The 14,850-nt window shown below is 61.9% G+C and carries 11 protein-coding genes; 6 read left to right on the plus strand and 5 right to left on the minus strand.

What is annotated here, in order from left to right; genetic code table 11:
- Positions 1-50: 50 nt before the first annotated feature.
- Positions 51-1,067: an ABC transporter substrate-binding protein gene (locus tag ACZ9EJ_RS03420; protein WP_046640838.1), complete on the minus strand. Its 1,017-nt coding sequence runs from the start codon at positions 1,065-1,067 to the stop codon at positions 51-53.
- A 191-nt stretch (positions 1,068-1,258) separates the two neighbouring features.
- Here ACZ9EJ_RS03420 and ACZ9EJ_RS03425 point away from each other — a divergent pair, with 191 nt between their 5' ends.
- Positions 1,259-2,230, plus strand: a complete 972-nt coding sequence (locus ACZ9EJ_RS03425; RefSeq protein WP_046603629.1) for a LysR family transcriptional regulator — start codon at positions 1,259-1,261, stop codon at positions 2,228-2,230.
- Here the strand turns inward: ACZ9EJ_RS03425 and ACZ9EJ_RS03430 are convergent.
- The gene (locus ACZ9EJ_RS03430; RefSeq protein WP_046640837.1) at positions 2,227-3,015 is read right to left on the minus strand and encodes a creatininase family protein; all 789 of its coding nucleotides are present in this window, start codon (positions 3,013-3,015) and stop codon (positions 2,227-2,229) included. The genes ACZ9EJ_RS03425 and ACZ9EJ_RS03430 overlap by 4 nt on opposite strands.
- 247 nt (positions 3,016-3,262) lie before the next feature.
- Between ACZ9EJ_RS03430 and ACZ9EJ_RS03435 the strand changes: the two genes are divergently transcribed.
- Together ACZ9EJ_RS03435 and ACZ9EJ_RS03440 are read left to right on the plus strand one after the other, a co-directional pair.
- Positions 3,263-3,748: a transglutaminase-like cysteine peptidase gene (locus tag ACZ9EJ_RS03435; RefSeq protein WP_046640836.1), complete on the plus strand. Its 486-nt coding sequence runs from the start codon at positions 3,263-3,265 to the stop codon at positions 3,746-3,748.
- 402 nt (positions 3,749-4,150) lie between these two features.
- Complete coding sequence (locus tag ACZ9EJ_RS03440; protein WP_251089948.1) at positions 4,151-6,325, plus strand: methyl-accepting chemotaxis protein; 2,175 nt, start codon at positions 4,151-4,153, stop codon at positions 6,323-6,325.
- Between the two features lie 120 nt (positions 6,326-6,445).
- Here the strand turns inward: ACZ9EJ_RS03440 and ACZ9EJ_RS03445 are convergent, their stop codons facing one another.
- Positions 6,446-7,336 (minus strand): DMT family transporter, encoded by an 891-nt coding sequence (locus ACZ9EJ_RS03445; RefSeq protein ID WP_046640834.1) that lies wholly within the window; start codon positions 7,334-7,336, stop codon positions 6,446-6,448.
- A gap of 289 nt (positions 7,337-7,625) precedes the next feature.
- Between ACZ9EJ_RS03445 and ACZ9EJ_RS03450 the strand changes: the two genes are divergently transcribed.
- Complete coding sequence (locus ACZ9EJ_RS03450; RefSeq protein WP_046632228.1) at positions 7,626-8,924, plus strand: adenylosuccinate synthase; 1,299 nt, start codon at positions 7,626-7,628, stop codon at positions 8,922-8,924.
- 59 nt (positions 8,925-8,983) lie between these two features.
- A complete protein-coding gene (locus ACZ9EJ_RS03455; protein WP_046640833.1) occupies positions 8,984-11,638 on the plus strand; it encodes a hypothetical protein in 2,655 nt (884 codons plus the stop codon).
- Positions 11,639-11,689: 51 nt separating this feature from the next.
- Here the strand turns inward: ACZ9EJ_RS03455 and ACZ9EJ_RS03460 are convergent, their stop codons facing one another.
- Both ACZ9EJ_RS03460 and rpoH read right to left on the minus strand, forming a co-directional pair.
- Positions 11,690-12,766, minus strand: coding sequence for a D-alanine--D-alanine ligase family protein (locus tag ACZ9EJ_RS03460; RefSeq protein ID WP_046640832.1), 1,077 nt, complete (start codon positions 12,764-12,766; stop codon positions 11,690-11,692).
- 218 nt (positions 12,767-12,984) lie between these two features.
- The gene (gene rpoH / locus ACZ9EJ_RS03465) at positions 12,985-13,887 is read right to left on the minus strand and encodes an RNA polymerase sigma factor RpoH (protein WP_038544637.1); all 903 of its coding nucleotides are present in this window, start codon (positions 13,885-13,887) and stop codon (positions 12,985-12,987) included.
- 277 nt (positions 13,888-14,164) lie between these two features.
- On the opposite strand from rpoH, the gene ACZ9EJ_RS03470 reads away from it, so the two are divergent.
- Complete coding sequence (locus ACZ9EJ_RS03470) at positions 14,165-14,845, plus strand: hypothetical protein (RefSeq protein ID WP_251091013.1); 681 nt, start codon at positions 14,165-14,167, stop codon at positions 14,843-14,845.
- Positions 14,846-14,850: the final 5 nt, after the last annotated feature.

Here is a 14,850-nt window from a genome sequence, read left to right on the forward strand (position 1 = left end):
CCCGTGACAGGCACAGCAAAGAGGGAATGAACCATTGCGCTCTTCCGAGACTACTTCTTCAGCGCCATGCCGACGCCCTTGCAGACGAACTTTGTCGAATAGGCCTTCTTGTAATCGAGGCTGGCCGGCTGGACACCGATCGATACCATGGACTCGAAGAACTTCTTGTAGCGCTCGTCGGTGATGCAGCCGATGCCCTTGGTCTCGGCGTCGCCCGACATGACGATCCCGTATTCCTTCATCTTGGCGATGGAATAGGCGATCTGGCCATCCGTCATTTCCGGATTGTCCTTCTTGATCAGATCGTTGGCGGCCTTGTTGTCACCATAGAGGTAAGTGTACCAGCCCTCGATCGAGGCATCGACGAAGCGCTGCACGACGTCGGACTTCTTGTCGATCATCGTCTGCGTGGTGGTGATCATCGTCGAATAGGGGCCGTAACCGGCATCGGCGATCAGGAAGACTTTCGGCGTCCAGCCGGCCTGCTTGGCGATCTCGTAGGGTTCGGAGGTCAGGTAACCCTGCTGCGCGGAGGCCTTGTCGGCGATGAAGGGGGCTGGGTTGAACGTGTAGGGCTTGAACTGTTCGTCCTTGAAGCCTTTGAAGTTCTTCTTCATCCATTCGAAATAGGTGGTGTAGCCTTCCTTGCCCATGAAGATGGTCTTCATCTTGGCGAGGTCCTCGAACTTTTCGACGCCCGCGTCGGGATGGGCGAGCAGGACCTGCGGGTCCTTCTGGAAGATCGAAGCGACGCTGACCAGCGGGATGCCCTGCTTGACGGCATCCATGTCGCCGAGCGGGCCGCCCATGTAGAAATCGACCTTGCCGGCGATCAGGAGTGCACGGTTGGCGGCATTCGGCCCGCCCTGCACGATCTTCACCTTCAGGCCACGCTTTTCATAGGTGCCGTCGGCGACGGCCTGGTAGAAGCCGCCGTGCTCAGCCTGGGCAAGCCAGTTGGTGCCATAGGAGACTTCATCGAGAGCCGCGGCCGGCTGAGCGGCCAGCGCCACCGCCGAAAGGCCGACGGCAGCAAAAAAACTCTTCATCATCAAGGATTTGGACATGTTGCTTTGTTCCCCTGTTAAACCGTGCGGCATCGTGAGAGCAGCTTATGATGGACATTTGTACGGTTGCGTTGCTCTTTGAAAAGCATCAAAATTCGTTCACATTGATGCCTTTAGGGCAGCGCTCTAATTTTAATCTGCTAAATTGTGGTGCGTGATCAAAAAACATGCAATGAGGGGCTTCGAAGAAAATGCTGCACTCGCGAAAACTTCAATATATCGACGAAATCGCCCGGTGCGGATCGATCCGCAAGGCGGCAGCCCGGCTGAACGTCGCGTCTTCGGCGATCAACCGGCAGATTCTGGCCCTGGAAGAAGAGTTCGGGGCGCCGCTTTTCGAGCGGATGCCGCGCGGGCTGAAGCTGACGGCAGCGGGCGAGCTCTGCATCGAACATATCCGGGAGGTGCTGAAAACCTACGAGCGGATGGAAGCGCGCATCCGCGGCCTCAAGATGCCGCAGGCCGGCAAGGTGACCTTGGTTTCGACCGTGGGGCTTGCCGCTGGGCCGCTTCCCGAGATCATAGCCCGCTTCGTCGCGCAGCATCCGCGCGTGCGGGTTCTCCTGCGCAACGACGGGCCGTCGAACACGATGCAGCCGGTGATCACGGGGGAGGTGGATTTCGGGCTCGGCTTCAACATCCCCGCGACGCCCGGCATCCGCACGCTCGCCAACTTCGACATACCGATCGGGGTCGTGATGCCGCCAGGGCATCGGCTGGCGGCGGAAGAGGGGCCGGTCGACCTTGCGGATGTCGTGCAGGAGCCGCTGGTACTTGCCCAATCGGGCACCAGCCTGCGCAACATCATCAATCTGGCGCTATCGCCGCTGTCGGTCGCGGTCGAGCCGCTGGTGGAAAGCAACGCCTCGGAAATGCTGAAGAAGCTGGTCAAGGCGGGCACCGGCCTGACGCTGCTCAATCCGCTCGACGTGCTGTCGGAATGCCGCCGCGGCGAGCTGATCTTCCGGCCGATCGCCAATCCGCATGCGCGTCACCAGCCAATGAAGCTTTTCGCCCGCGCGCGGACGACGCTCGATACGGCGACCAGCCTGTTCGTGGAGTTCCTGCTGTCGGAACTTGCGGCGATGGTGGCCGAATTGCAAGCCAAGGGCCACCTGCCGCCCCAGCCGCATGGCCGGGACGCGCAACGCGACGAAGGTTAGCGGGAATACAGTTCGTCGAGGGGGAATGTCTGGAATTCCCGCAGCATCTCGATGAAGCCCGCAACCTGATGGCGGCAGATGAGCGCGCCCTTTTCCGCGGTGCCCTTGGAGGCGTCGCCGACGACGCCGTTGGGGTTCAGGTCGTGCGCCACCCAGGACAGCACGTGCGGCGGGGCCGGCTGCATGTATTTCGAGCGGCTTTCCGCCTTGGAGACGAAGTTCTGTGCGTTCTCCATCCGCACCAGTTCGGGGCGGAAATGCAGCATCAGCGAGGTTTCGACTTCGCCGCCATGGATACCGTATTTCTGCTCGTGCTCGCTGATCAGGCCCGGCGGGTGGCCGAAGCGTCCCCATTGCGTGCCGATCACCGCCATCTTGTGGCGGACGCGCAGCTCCCGGCCGACGATGCTCATGATATCGACGTTGCCGCCATGCGAGTTGACGAAGACGAGCTTCTTCACCCCGGCTTCCGCCACCTTGGCGCCGATCGCGGTCCAGGCGGGGATCAGGATCTCCGGGCCGAAGGACAGCGAGCCGGGGCCGTAGACATGTTCGTTCGCCTTGCCGATCTCTTGGGTTGGGAGAACGAGGAAATCGAGATCGTCGGGGCGCTGCGCCTTCAATTCCGCCAGCATGCCGTTGGCGATTGCCACATCGGTTGCGATCGGCAGATGGGGGCCGTGCTGTTCGGTCGAGGCGATCGGCAGGATGGCGATGGTCTTTTCGGGCGAAAGGCCGGCGAAATCGAGTGTATTGAGTTCGTTCCAGTAAAATGGCTTGCCCATGCTGTCCTGCCTTTCTGCATCTCGTTTTTGAGGGGTAGGAGATCGGGCACATCTCGAAAAGCATCAATTTCCGCCTGCTCCGCTGCCTTTTTGAGCACGCTTTTTCGAACCTTCTGTATCAAGTCGGGAAAAAAGCCGATTTCACTAAAATTGCAGCTATCGGCTTAAGCGCCCCGAAGAACCCGAGGGCTAGGGTGAACTCATCCAAGAAACGGCATCCAAGCCGTCTGAAGAGAAGGGTGCAGCCATGATCAAGAAGCTCATCATTTCCGCCGTTGTCCTGACGGCGCTGATTGTCGGCAAGGAATCACGTGCAGCCGGCGTCACTGGTTTTGCGGGCATATTGACCGAACGCACGGCGCTCGAGCGCCAAGACGGCGTCAAGGGTGATACGGCGCTGACATTTTCCAAGCGGCGCGAATTGCAGCGGGTCAATTCCGCGGTGAATAGCGCCATCTCCGAGCTCGACGGTTATTTCGATACGGTCGCCGGCGTACCTTTGGCCAAGATGCGCGCCAATGCCTGCCTCGATTGCGCCGACCTCAAGCGCGATCACCTGATTTCGCTCGGCTGGCCGCCGGAGGTTCTGCGGATCGAATACGCGATCGGCGACGAAGGCCGCATCGAACGGGTGCTGGCGATTGCGACCGGCCGCGGCGAGATGATCCTCGGCCATGGCGGCGCCATGATCGACGTGTCCCGCGATCAGGTGCGGCGCCCCACCGCCGGGTGAGGTATGATCATTCCAACCTGTCATCTTATCTGATCTGGAGCGGCTCTCCTCGCTCCCGTCCGTTGCAGCACGACGGACCGGCCCGTCTCCCTCATACGGGGAGGCGGGTTTTCGCGATTCGGTGAATGTGATGCCTAAGTTGCGGAAACGATTCCACAGGCTTCCGGAACGCCTTGTATTTAATCGAATATTTAATGTTTTATACGAGGTTGTATTATCTCTCCCGTCCAGGTCGGGAGACGCTGCCGGGTGGTTCAGCAATTATCCGAATTGCTGATTGCCCGCAAACCCAGCGGCGAGTGTATTAAATAAGGAGTGATGCAGGTGCGGATTTCAATCAAGCATACTTTGATACTGGCGTTTGTTGTTCTTAGCTTGGGCATACTGGGCCTGATGGGCAGAATGCTGTCTCAGGAAATCGGCCGCTACCAAAATTCCACCCAGCTCTCGGAACTGGCACAGCTTGACGAAGCGCTGTTCAATGCGCTGATCGGGCTGCGCGGCGAGCGCGGCGGCATATCCTCGGCGATCAAGCTGGAACCTGCCGAGATCGCATCCAGCCGCAAGAACATGGATACCGGCCGGCAGTCGATGGATAAAGCCTTCTCGGAGGTGAAGACCCTGACGGCCGAAATCGAATCGGCGAGCCTGCGCAATGCAATATCTCCGGTTCTCAACGCCTACACGCAGTGGGCGGGTTATCGTCCAAATGTCGACACCGCGCTCACGCAGGCGGTCAAGGACCGCGATCCGGCGCTCGGCAAAGCCGTGCTCGGACTTGCCGATACGATGCTGGCCGATCTCGAAAAGGCCGCCAATCAGGCCGAGGCCACCATCAATGCGCGCGGGCCCGGGATGATCATGTTCACCCAGATACGCTCCCTTGCCTGGACGGCGCGCACGCAACTCGGCACCGCAAACTCCACCTTCGTCAATGCCCTGATCGCCAAACAGCCGCTTGCGGCGGACAAGCTGACGGAAATTGCCGTTCAGGATGCGCGTGTGGCAACGGCATGGGATGTCATCACCCAGCTTTCCAACGCGGAGACGACCCCGGAAAAGATCAAGGCGCTCCACCGGACAGCGCAAGCGACCTATTTCGCCGGGCCGTATGCCGAGCAGCGCAATGCTGCCCTCAAGGCATTCCAAGCCGGCAAACCCTTCGACATGGCGGTTGACGACTGGCGCAAGCCCGCCGCGCCGGCACAGTCTTCGATCGCCGATATGGCCTCCGCCTCGCTCAACGAGATGACGAGGCTGACGGCAGAAGAGGCTGCTTCCGCAAAACAATCCATCATCATCTACAGTGTTGCGACCGTTCTTGCTTTTACGCTTTCGCTTCTCGGCATCTACACGGTCATCGTGCGGATCGCCAATCCGATCGGCCGGTTGACGGGTGTGATGCGCACGCTCGCAGGCGGCGACCTTTCCGTCGAGATCCCGGGTGCTGCCCGCACTGACGAGATCGGCGACATGGCGCGCGCGGTGGAAATCTTCCGCGAGGCTGCGCAGCAGAACCGCCAGCTCGAGGCGGATGCCGAACACTCCCGCAAGGCGGCCGAGGCCGAACGCATCGAATTCCAGCGCCGGGCAGAGTCCGAAGCCGAGGAGCGGTTGACCCAGGCCACGTCGGAACTTGCGCAGGGTCTGAAGCGCCTTGCTGCCGGCGATCTGCTGTGTGAGATCGACAAGGAATTTTCCGAGCAGTTCGAAACCCTGCGTCACGACTTCAACAGTTCGGTCCGCCAGTTGCGCACCGCGCTCGAAGGCGTGAACCGGACCGCCCAGAGCGTTCGCAGCGGCAGCGACGAAATCTCGACCGCTTCCGACCAGCTTTCGAAGCGCACGGAACAGCAGGCCGCATCGCTGGAAGAGACGGCCGCGGCGCTTGAAGAAGTGACCACCAATGTGAAGCAGACCTCGGAAAGGGCGAGCGAGGCACGGGAAATCGTCCGCGATGCGAGCTCCCGCGCGCAAAACTCCAGCACCGTCGTTTCCAATGCGGTCAATGCGATGCAGAAGATCGAGATGGCCTCGAACCAGATCAGTCAGATCATCGGCGTCATCGACGAGATCGCGTTCCAGACCAACCTGCTGGCCCTCAATGCAGGCGTCGAAGCCGCCCGCGCAGGCGAGGCTGGCAAGGGATTTGCCGTCGTTGCCCAGGAAGTCCGCGAGCTGGCACAGCGCTCGGCGAAGGCCGCCAAGGAGATCAAGACGCTGATCGGCAATTCCGAAGCCGCCGTCAACCAGGGCGTGGTTCTCGTCAATGATACCGGCGACGGTCTCAAGGAGATCGCCAAGCTTGTCGCGGCGGTCAACCAGCATATGGAGGCGATCGCCATCGCTGCAAACGAGCAGGCAGTGGGTCTCTCGGAAATCAACACGTCCGTGAACCACATGGACCAGATGACCCAGCAGAATGCCGCCATGGTCGAGGAGATGAATGCGGCCGGCGCCTCTCTGGCGCAGGAAAGCAGCCGTCTTTCCGAACTGCTGGCGCGCTTCGAAGTGAGCCGAAACAGCGTGCGCGATCAGCGCTCGTTCGCCCCCGGACGACTGGCGATGGCCAGCTGAGGAGCACTTCCGGACCAGCCGGCTCCCCAAATGCCTCTGCAGGCGGCGGGAATCACCGGTCGATGATCTGAAAACCGCCGGCCCGTTTGCAGGGGCCGGCGGTTTTCGTTTTCAGCAGGACTACCGGTCCATATGGGGTTTTCCCCATTCGGCGATGGCGATGCCGCCGAGTGCCAGTGCCAGCGCGACGACATGGAAGAGCTGCAGGCTTTCGCCGATGATGGCGACCGAGAGCAGCGTGCCGAACACCGGCACGAGATTGATGAACAGCCCGGCCCGGTTGGCGCCGATCTCCTCGACCCCCTTGATGTAGAGCACCTGGGCGATCAGCGAGGCGAAGACCGCCGTATAGAGCACCACGATCCAGCCTTCCGTGTCGGGCCAGATCAGGCGGTCGATCGAATATTCCCAGAAGGCCAGGGGCAGGGAGAAGATCATCGCGAAGAAGGCGGGGACCGCCATCAGTGTGCGCCAATTGACCTTCGGGCGCCATCTGAGCGCCACCGTATAGATCGCATAGGCGACGATCGCGATCATCATGATCGCATCGCCGGAATTGACGGTCAGCGTCACCAGCGCGCTCAAGTCGCCGTGGACGGCGGTGAGGACGCCGCCGAGAAGCGTCAGGGTGAAGCCAAGGATCTGCGCCCAGGAGACCTTCATCCGGAACAGGGCGAAGTTGATGACGAAGATCAGCATCGGAATGACTGCCTGCTCGACCGTCACGTTGATCGCCGTCGTGTAGTTGACGGCGGTATAGAGCGCGGCGTTGAAGACGACATAACCGACGACGCCGAGGAAGAGGAGAATCGGCAGGTTCTTCCTGACGACCGGCCAGTCCTTGATGAGCTGGGGCAGGGAGATGGCGAAGATGATGGCGACGGCGAAGAACCAGCGCCAGAAGGTCAGCATCATCGGGCTGACATGCCCGACGGCGAGCTTGCCCGCTACCGCATTGCCGCCCCAGGCCAGGGTTGCAATGATGAGCGAAAGATAGGCCTTTTTATGCAAGATGATCTCCGGCGCCGGAAAATGGCGGCGATTTCAGGGATGGCGGGCGGGAAATAGCGTGCGATCCACGCTTTTGTCACGTAAAAACCACGCCTAAGTGACAAACAGGTCGCTTTCCATCGGCCGAGGCTTTATAGATGCGGCCGTTTGCAATGCCCTTGAACGAGTTCTCTCCGCCAAAGGCAGTGCATGTAAAATCAAACTGGCGCATCGACCGTATATCAATATTGATCTACGGAAGGTGTGCGTGTGGTCGCGTGGGGCTTTGCCCGCAATACAGGAAACACAGATGACGAACGTAGTCGTGGTTGGTTCGCAATGGGGTGACGAAGGCAAGGGCAAGATTGTCGATTGGCTTTCCGAACGTGCCGATATCGTGGTGCGTTTCCAGGGCGGTCACAATGCGGGCCATACGCTCGTCATCGACGGCGTCAGCTATAAGCTGTCGCTGCTGCCCTCGGGCATCGTCCGTCCCGGCAAGATCGCGGTGATCGGCAACGGTGTCGTGCTGGATCCGCATGCGCTGCTGGCCGAAATCGAAAAACTCGGCGCGCAGGGCGTGAAGGTCACGCCCGAGAACCTGCGCGTCGCCGATAACGCCACACTGATTCTCTCGCTGCACCGCGAACTCGACGGCATGCGCGAGGATGCCGCCTCCAACAGCGGCACCAAGATCGGCACCACCCGCCGTGGCATCGGCCCGGCCTATGAGGACAAGGTCGGTCGCCGCGCGATCCGCGTCATGGACCTTGCCGACCTGGAAACGCTGCCGGGCAAGGTCGACCGCATCCTCACCCATCACAACGCACTGCGCCGTGGTCTCGGAGAGAAGGAAGTCTCCCACGAGGCGATCATGCAGGAACTCACCTCGATCGCCGACCGTGTGCTGCCCTTCCGCGAAACCGTCTGGGAACTGCTCGACAAGCAGCGCCGCAAGGGCGCTCGCATCCTGTTCGAAGGCGCGCAAGGGTCCCTGCTCGATATCGACCATGGCACCTATCCGTTCGTCACCTCGTCCAACACGGTCGCCGGCCAGGCGTCTGCCGGCTCGGGCATGGGGCCGGGCGCACTCGGCTATATTCTCGGCATCACCAAGGCCTATACGACTCGTGTCGGCGAGGGCCCGTTCCCGACCGAGCTCAAGGACGAGATCGGCCAGTTCCTCGGCGAGAAGGGCCATGAATTCGGCACGGTCACGGGCCGCAAGCGCCGTTGCGGCTGGTTCGACGCAGCGCTGGTACGCCAGTCGGTCGCGACCAACGGCATTACCGGCATCGCACTCACCAAGCTCGACGTGCTCGACGGCCTCGACGAGTTGAAGATCTGCGTCGGCTATATGCTCGACGGCCAGCAGATCGATCATCTTCCTGCAAGCCAGGGTGCCCAGGCTCGTGTAGAGCCGGTCTATGTTACCCTCGAAGGCTGGAAGGAATCGACGGTAGGAGCTCGCTCCTGGGCGGACCTGCCGGCCCAAGCGATCAAATACGTCCGCCAGGTCGAGGAATTGATCGGCGCCCCGGTTGCACTACTTTCCACCAGCCCGGAGCGGGACGACACCATACTTGTGACCGACCCGTTTGAAGATTAAAGTCAAGAATTGATTACCATTCGGCCGGCCTTCGGGCCGGCTTACATGAGAAAGTGCTGATGGCTGATTTTGTAGCGGTGATCCGCCGCGCCGTTGACGGTCTGGCGAACAACACGCCGGAGATGCGCGCGAAGGTTTATGACAAGGCTCGTGGCGCCGTGCAGCGGCAACTCGAGAACATGAAGCCGCGTCCGCCTGAAGACATGCTGCGGCGGCAGCTCGACAAGCTCGAAGCCGCCATCGTCGACGTCGAGAGCGAACATGCCGAAGCATTGGAACCCATAGCCGACGGCGCAAGCGCCGCCGATGCCCAGACGGGCGATGAGGCTGCTCCGGCCGAGCGGGTCTCGGAATACGAGGACGATCAGCAGCGCGCTGCCGAACCGGCTCAGGCGCCGGAAGCACATGAGCCCGCCGAGGCGCCGGCCGCATCCGAATCAGCCCCCGCCGTTCGCGTGGAACGGCCCGTGTTTTACGAAGACGGTTATGAAGAGCCGGTACCGGCCGTCGCCCATGCCGAACCCGCCGAGCCGGAGCCGGTCGCGCAGGAACCTGCCGACGTGGAGCCTCCGGTCTCCGAGCCAGCCGTACTCCACGAGGAGGAAGAGGTAACGGCGGTTTCCGATCAGCCGGAACCCGCCCATCAGCCGGAACCCGCCCAGCAATATGGCGACTGGCGGGACGACGTGCCGTCGGAAGAGCCACCCGTCGAGCCGGCCCCCTACGATCATTCCGAACAGGTGCCCGAGCCTTCGCAGGCTTTCGACGAGAGCACGATCGAATTCCCGACAGCCGCACCCCTGCCGGCCTCGGAGCCGGTCGTAGCGGAACCGGTCAATGCTGCTGCCGAGCCGGTCGATACTGCCGAGAGCGAATCGACCGACGACGATTTCCCCTATCCGACACGCGGCGAGCAGACTGTTCAGCAGGACGCTCCGGAGTTCGTGGAGGCATGGCGGCACAGCGAACCAGATCCGTTTGAAGATCCGCATCCGGTCGAGGACCGGATGGAGGTCGAGCAGCCTGCCCAAGCTTATCAGGCGCCGGAACCGGCCAAGCCGGCAGACGAGGATTGGGGCTGGGAGGTGCCGGCTCCGGCCGAGCCTCCGATGTCGAGCCAGGAGACGGTTGCTGCCGCTGCATGGAACGATGTGCCGGAACTGATCACGGCCGGTCCTGTCGTGCCGATCGATCACGGGCACGGCGGAACCGCAGCTCCGGCCGAAGCTCATTTCGATCCGGAGACCCATGTGTCGGCCGATTCGGTCCGCATGCCGCCGGTCGCCGATCTCCCTGAGCTCGCCGAGCAATCCGGCGCAGCGGCAGGGGTGGCAACGGCTGCCGGTATCGATCCCTTCGCCGAATATCTCGATCAGCAACAGTCCAAGAAGGTCACCGCCGCGCCGGCGAAGCCGGCCGACAGCGATCCATGGGGTGATCTCGAGGAACTGATCGGCTTCAACAAGGATGCTCCGTCCTCTTCAGGCGGTGGTGCGCACAGCCCGCTGCACACCGATGCCGATGCGGACGATCTGATGCATGCGCCGGCGAGGCCCTATCGGGTCACTCCCGTGCGCAAGCGCAACTATGCCGGGATCGTGCTGGCGATCGTCGGTCTGGCACTTGTCGGCGGCGGCGGTTACGCGATCTGGCTGAACCGCGACTCGCTGAACGACATGGTCGACGGCCTGATCCAGTCGAGCCTGCCCGGAAGCCAGAGCGCGCAGCAGACACCGGCGCCCGCACCCGCGACACCGCAGCCCAACCCTACCCCTTCGACGCCTTCCAACCCTTCGACACCGCCACAGAACGGTGCTGCCAATACGCCTGCGGCACCGCGAACGGCGGACGGATCGACGGCCGGAACCAAATTCACGCAGCGGCTGATGGCCGATGGCCGCGAGGTCGACGAGGGGCCGGGCGTTACCGCCGGCCTGGCGCAGAATGCGGAAGGCCAGTCGGTAGCGCAGCTCAACGCTCCGCCCGCCAATCCTCCGGCGACCGCTCCGGGCGCACCGGCTGCAGCCCCCCGCGCTCCGAACGGCAGCGCCAACGCTGCCCCGGCTCAGACGCCACCGGCGGTGCCGGCGCCGAATGCCGCCACGCCGCCGGCCAACCCGCCCTCGGCAGCCCCCGCGAATGCTCCGGCGGTCGCAGGCGAAAAGATGTTCCTTTATGAGGAGCGGATCGGCCAGACGGCGCCGACGGCCATCGACGGCTCGGTCTCCTGGTCGCTGCAGCGCGAGGCAGGTGCCAACGGTCGGCAGGAACCGGTCGTACAGGGACGTATCAACGTGCCGGGCAGGGGCCTGACGGCGCTGATGACCTTCAAGCGCAATACCGACCCTTCGCTGCCGGCGAGCCACCTGGTCGAGATCGTCTTCGCCGTGCCGCCGGATTTCGAAGGCGGTGCGATCGAAAGCGTGCAGCGCATCGCCATGAAGGCGAGCGAGCAGGATCGCGGTAACGCATTGATCGCGGTGCCTGCCAAGATCACCGATGACTTCCACATGATCGCGCTCAACGATTTCCCGGATGCACGCTCGACAAATCTGGAACTCCTGCGCAGCCGCAACTGGATCGACATCCCGATCGCCTATCGCAACGGCCGCCGCGCGCTGCTGACCCTCCAGAAGGGCCCGGAAGGCGAACGCGCCTTCAACGACGCGATCCGCGAATGGGCCACGCTCGGGGCAACCGTCAGCGGGCAGTGAACCGGGGAGTGTCGCGAAAATCTGGATCTTCGCGACACTCATACCAGAAGCCTAGAGGGACTGGCTTGCCCGCGCCAAGCCGTGCGCGACCAGGCGATCGATGATTTCGGGATAGCTGACGCCGCTTGCGCCCATCACCTTGGAATACATGCTGATATCGGTGAAACCGGGGATCGTGTTGAGTTCGTTGACGAGGATCCGCATGTCCGGCGTGACGAAGAAGTCCGCTCGCGCCATGCCGTCGCAGCCGAGCGCGCGAAATGCTCTCCTGGCAATGGCGCGGATTTCATCCTCGACCTCTTGGGGCAATTCCGCCGGCACCTTCAGCGCCGCACCGTCACCATCGATATATTTGGCATCATAGGTGTAGAAGCCGTGGGTCTTGGCGGGAATGATTTCGCCGGTCCGGGACACGAACAGCCCGCCTTGGGCATCTTCAAGAACGGCGCATTCGATCTCACGGCCGTGAATGAATTCCTCGGCCAGAAGCTTGCGATCATGGCGGAAACCTTCCGAAAGCGCCGCTTCATAATCCGCCCTGGTCGAAACCTTGCTGACTCCCACCGAGGACCCCTGACGAGCCGGCTTGATAAAGAGGGGAAGACCGAGCGCCTCTTCCAGTTCCTCGAAGTCCGGCGCCGCGCCTTTATGAACCGTGACCGATCGCGCCGCCGGGATGCGGGCCTCGTTGAACAGGCGCTTGGCGATGTCCTTGTCGAGGGCGTTGGCGGAGCCGGGAATGCCGCATCCCGCGAGCGGCACGCATGCCACCTCGGCCAGTCCCTGGATCGCACCGTCTTCGCCGTGGATGCCATGCAGGACGGGGAAGACGATGTCCATCCCCGGCAATTCGTAGGGAGAACCATGCTCGGGAGATGCAATCGCCCGGCCACGTCCTCCAGGGATGAAGCACAGTTCCGTGCCGCTGGTGGGCTTTGCGAGCGCACCGTTCTCGAAGGCGCTCAGCAGCCATCGTCCCTCACGCGTGACGAAGACCGGGACGGCATCGTATTTTTCCGGATCCAGCGCATGCATGACATTGGTGGCTGACAGCACCGATACGTCATGCTCCGCCGAGCGCCCGCCAAACAACACACAGATACGCAATCTCTTTGAAATATCGGTCATGAATATCCTTCCCATTGGACCATTGCGCAGAATCTCGGCTTCCAGCCGGGCCCGCGCCGATATCTGCGACGCAGAATCGGGATATTCTGCGACGGCCTCAGGTGTTCGATATGCTTCGCGGAGAATTTTCCGTCCGCTGGCTTCAACATCTGCCGATGCGCCAAAAGAAAAGGGGCCGCCGAAGCAGCCCCTGTTTTATAGTCGGCGTTGAACCCGCTTTACGCGTCGACGACGCGCAGAGCGTTCGCCTGGGCGAGCGCTTCCTTCTGGACCGCTTCCTGCACCTTTTCGAAGGCGCGGACTTCGATCTGGCGGACGCGTTCGCGGCTGATATCGAACTCGGCCGACAATTCTTCGAGGGTCACCGGATCGTCGGCAAGACGACGGGCTTCGAAGATGCGGCGTTCGCGGTCGTTCAGCACGCTCAGGGCCTTGGCCAGCATGCGGCGGCGCGTATCGAGCTCGTCCTGCTCGATCAGCACGGCTTCCTGGCTTTCGTGGTCGTCCACCAGCCAATCCTGCCACTGGCCGGATTCGCCTTCGGTGGCGCGGATCGGTGCATTCAGCGAAGCGTCGCCCGAAAGGCGGCGGTTCATGGAAACCACTTCCTCCTCGGAGACGTTCAGCTTGGTGGCGATTTCGGCCACCTGGTCGGGCTTCAGATCACCTTCGTCGATCGCCTGGATCTTGCCCTTCAACCGGCGCAGGTTGAAGAACAGGCGTTTCTGGTTGGCGGTGGTGCCCATTTTCACGAGCGACCACGAACGCAGGATATATTCCTGGATCGAGGCCTTGATCCACCACATGGCGTAGGTCGCCAAACGGAAGCCGCGTTCCGGGTCGAACTTCTTGACGGCCTGCATCAGGCCGACGTTACCTTCGGACACGACTTCGCCGATCGGCAGGCCATAACCGCGATAACCCATGGCGATCTTCGCCACGAGACGCAGATGGCTGGTGACCAGCTTGTGGGCCGCATCCCGGTCGGCATGTTCGGCATACCGTTTCGCCAGCATGTATTCCTGCTGCGGTTCCAGCATGGGAAACTTGCGGATTTCGTCGAGATAGCGGTTGAGGCCGGCTTCACCGGCGGTAATGGAAGGCAGAGTATTGCGGGCCATAAAGCACCCCTTTCCGATCTATATATCGGCTCCCTTTTTGATCTAGCTGTGCATGCTGAAGGCGAGCCAAGCGGCGCGGGTCATTTTCGACCCCGCACCGACCCAAGTGACAGATAAGTACGGCAGAACAGTGATTCAAGTCATCACAGAAGCGTTATATCATTACGTATTGGTAATATACCTGCTTCAATTGTTGGTATTGAAAGCGCCCGACTTGCAATTTAACCATGGGAGGGGATCTGGGCCAGCAACGGCTTACTACGAGGGGACAAGAGCTATGAAAAAACGTGCCTCCAGGATGCGCCGCGCCAGTGGCCTGGCGATTTTTTTCGTTTTGGCTGCGCCGACGCTGGCATTGGCGCAGGATGCTCAGGATCGGGCCGGAGAGCTCAAGGCCTGGCGGGAGCAATGTAACGATCCGGATCCGGACCTGCGGCTTGCCTATGTAGAGAAGGCGGTCGCCGGGGGTGACGCTGCCATCCAGCGCATCTGTACCCGCCTCGCGCTCGACAGCGACAATGCCGATATCCGCAATCTCGGACTGCGCACCGCCGTGGCGACCCTGCCGCAGATCCGCTTCTCGGTGGAGATCCCGCCCCAGCTCACGGCGGCCATCAAGGCAGCGTCCGGCAACGAGAAGAAGATGGCCGAACTGGAGCGCTCGTACATCATGCGCAGCTGGCAGCTGATGCAGAACGGCCTGGTCTTCGAGATCGACGGAGCCGAACCGGGTACGAGCAATTCAGTCTGGTATCCGATGGTGGGCCTCAATGACCGAAACAACAATTACAAGGGAAAGACGACCATTGTCGGCTCCCGCCTGAACTGGCTCGGACGAGCCAACCTGCCGCAGGGGGAGTGTTCGCTCAACATCCAGTTGAAGGCCGGTTCCGAACTTGCCGGAACGTTCCAATGCGCCGACGCCTGGCCTTTCGCGGTGTCCGCCAAGCTGCTTTGACGCGC

Source organism: Neorhizobium sp. USDA 3394 (assembly GCF_056280385.1).

Bases quoted from the DNA above. Each gene is read 5' to 3' on its own strand.
- ACZ9EJ_RS03420 (WP_046640838.1), bottom strand. From the start codon at position 1,067: ATGTCCAAATCCTTGATGATGAAGAGTTTTTTTGCTGCCGTCGGCCTT.
- ACZ9EJ_RS03425 (WP_046603629.1), top strand. From the start codon at position 1,259: ATGCTGCACTCGCGAAAACTTCAATATATCGACGAAATCGCCCGGTGC.
- ACZ9EJ_RS03430 (WP_046640837.1), bottom strand. From the start codon at position 3,015: ATGGGCAAGCCATTTTACTGGAACGAACTCAATACACTCGATTTCGCC.
- ACZ9EJ_RS03435 (WP_046640836.1), top strand. From the start codon at position 3,263: ATGATCAAGAAGCTCATCATTTCCGCCGTTGTCCTGACGGCGCTGATT.
- ACZ9EJ_RS03440 (WP_251089948.1), top strand. From the start codon at position 4,151: ATGCTGTCTCAGGAAATCGGCCGCTACCAAAATTCCACCCAGCTCTCG.
- ACZ9EJ_RS03450 (WP_046632228.1), top strand. From the start codon at position 7,626: ATGACGAACGTAGTCGTGGTTGGTTCGCAATGGGGTGACGAAGGCAAG.
- ACZ9EJ_RS03455 (WP_046640833.1), top strand. From the start codon at position 8,984: ATGGCTGATTTTGTAGCGGTGATCCGCCGCGCCGTTGACGGTCTGGCG.
- ACZ9EJ_RS03460 (WP_046640832.1), bottom strand. From the start codon at position 12,766: ATGACCGATATTTCAAAGAGATTGCGTATCTGTGTGTTGTTTGGCGGG.
- rpoH (WP_038544637.1), bottom strand. From the start codon at position 13,887: ATGGCCCGCAATACTCTGCCTTCCATTACCGCCGGTGAAGCCGGCCTC.
- ACZ9EJ_RS03470 (WP_251091013.1), top strand. From the start codon at position 14,165: ATGAAAAAACGTGCCTCCAGGATGCGCCGCGCCAGTGGCCTGGCGATT.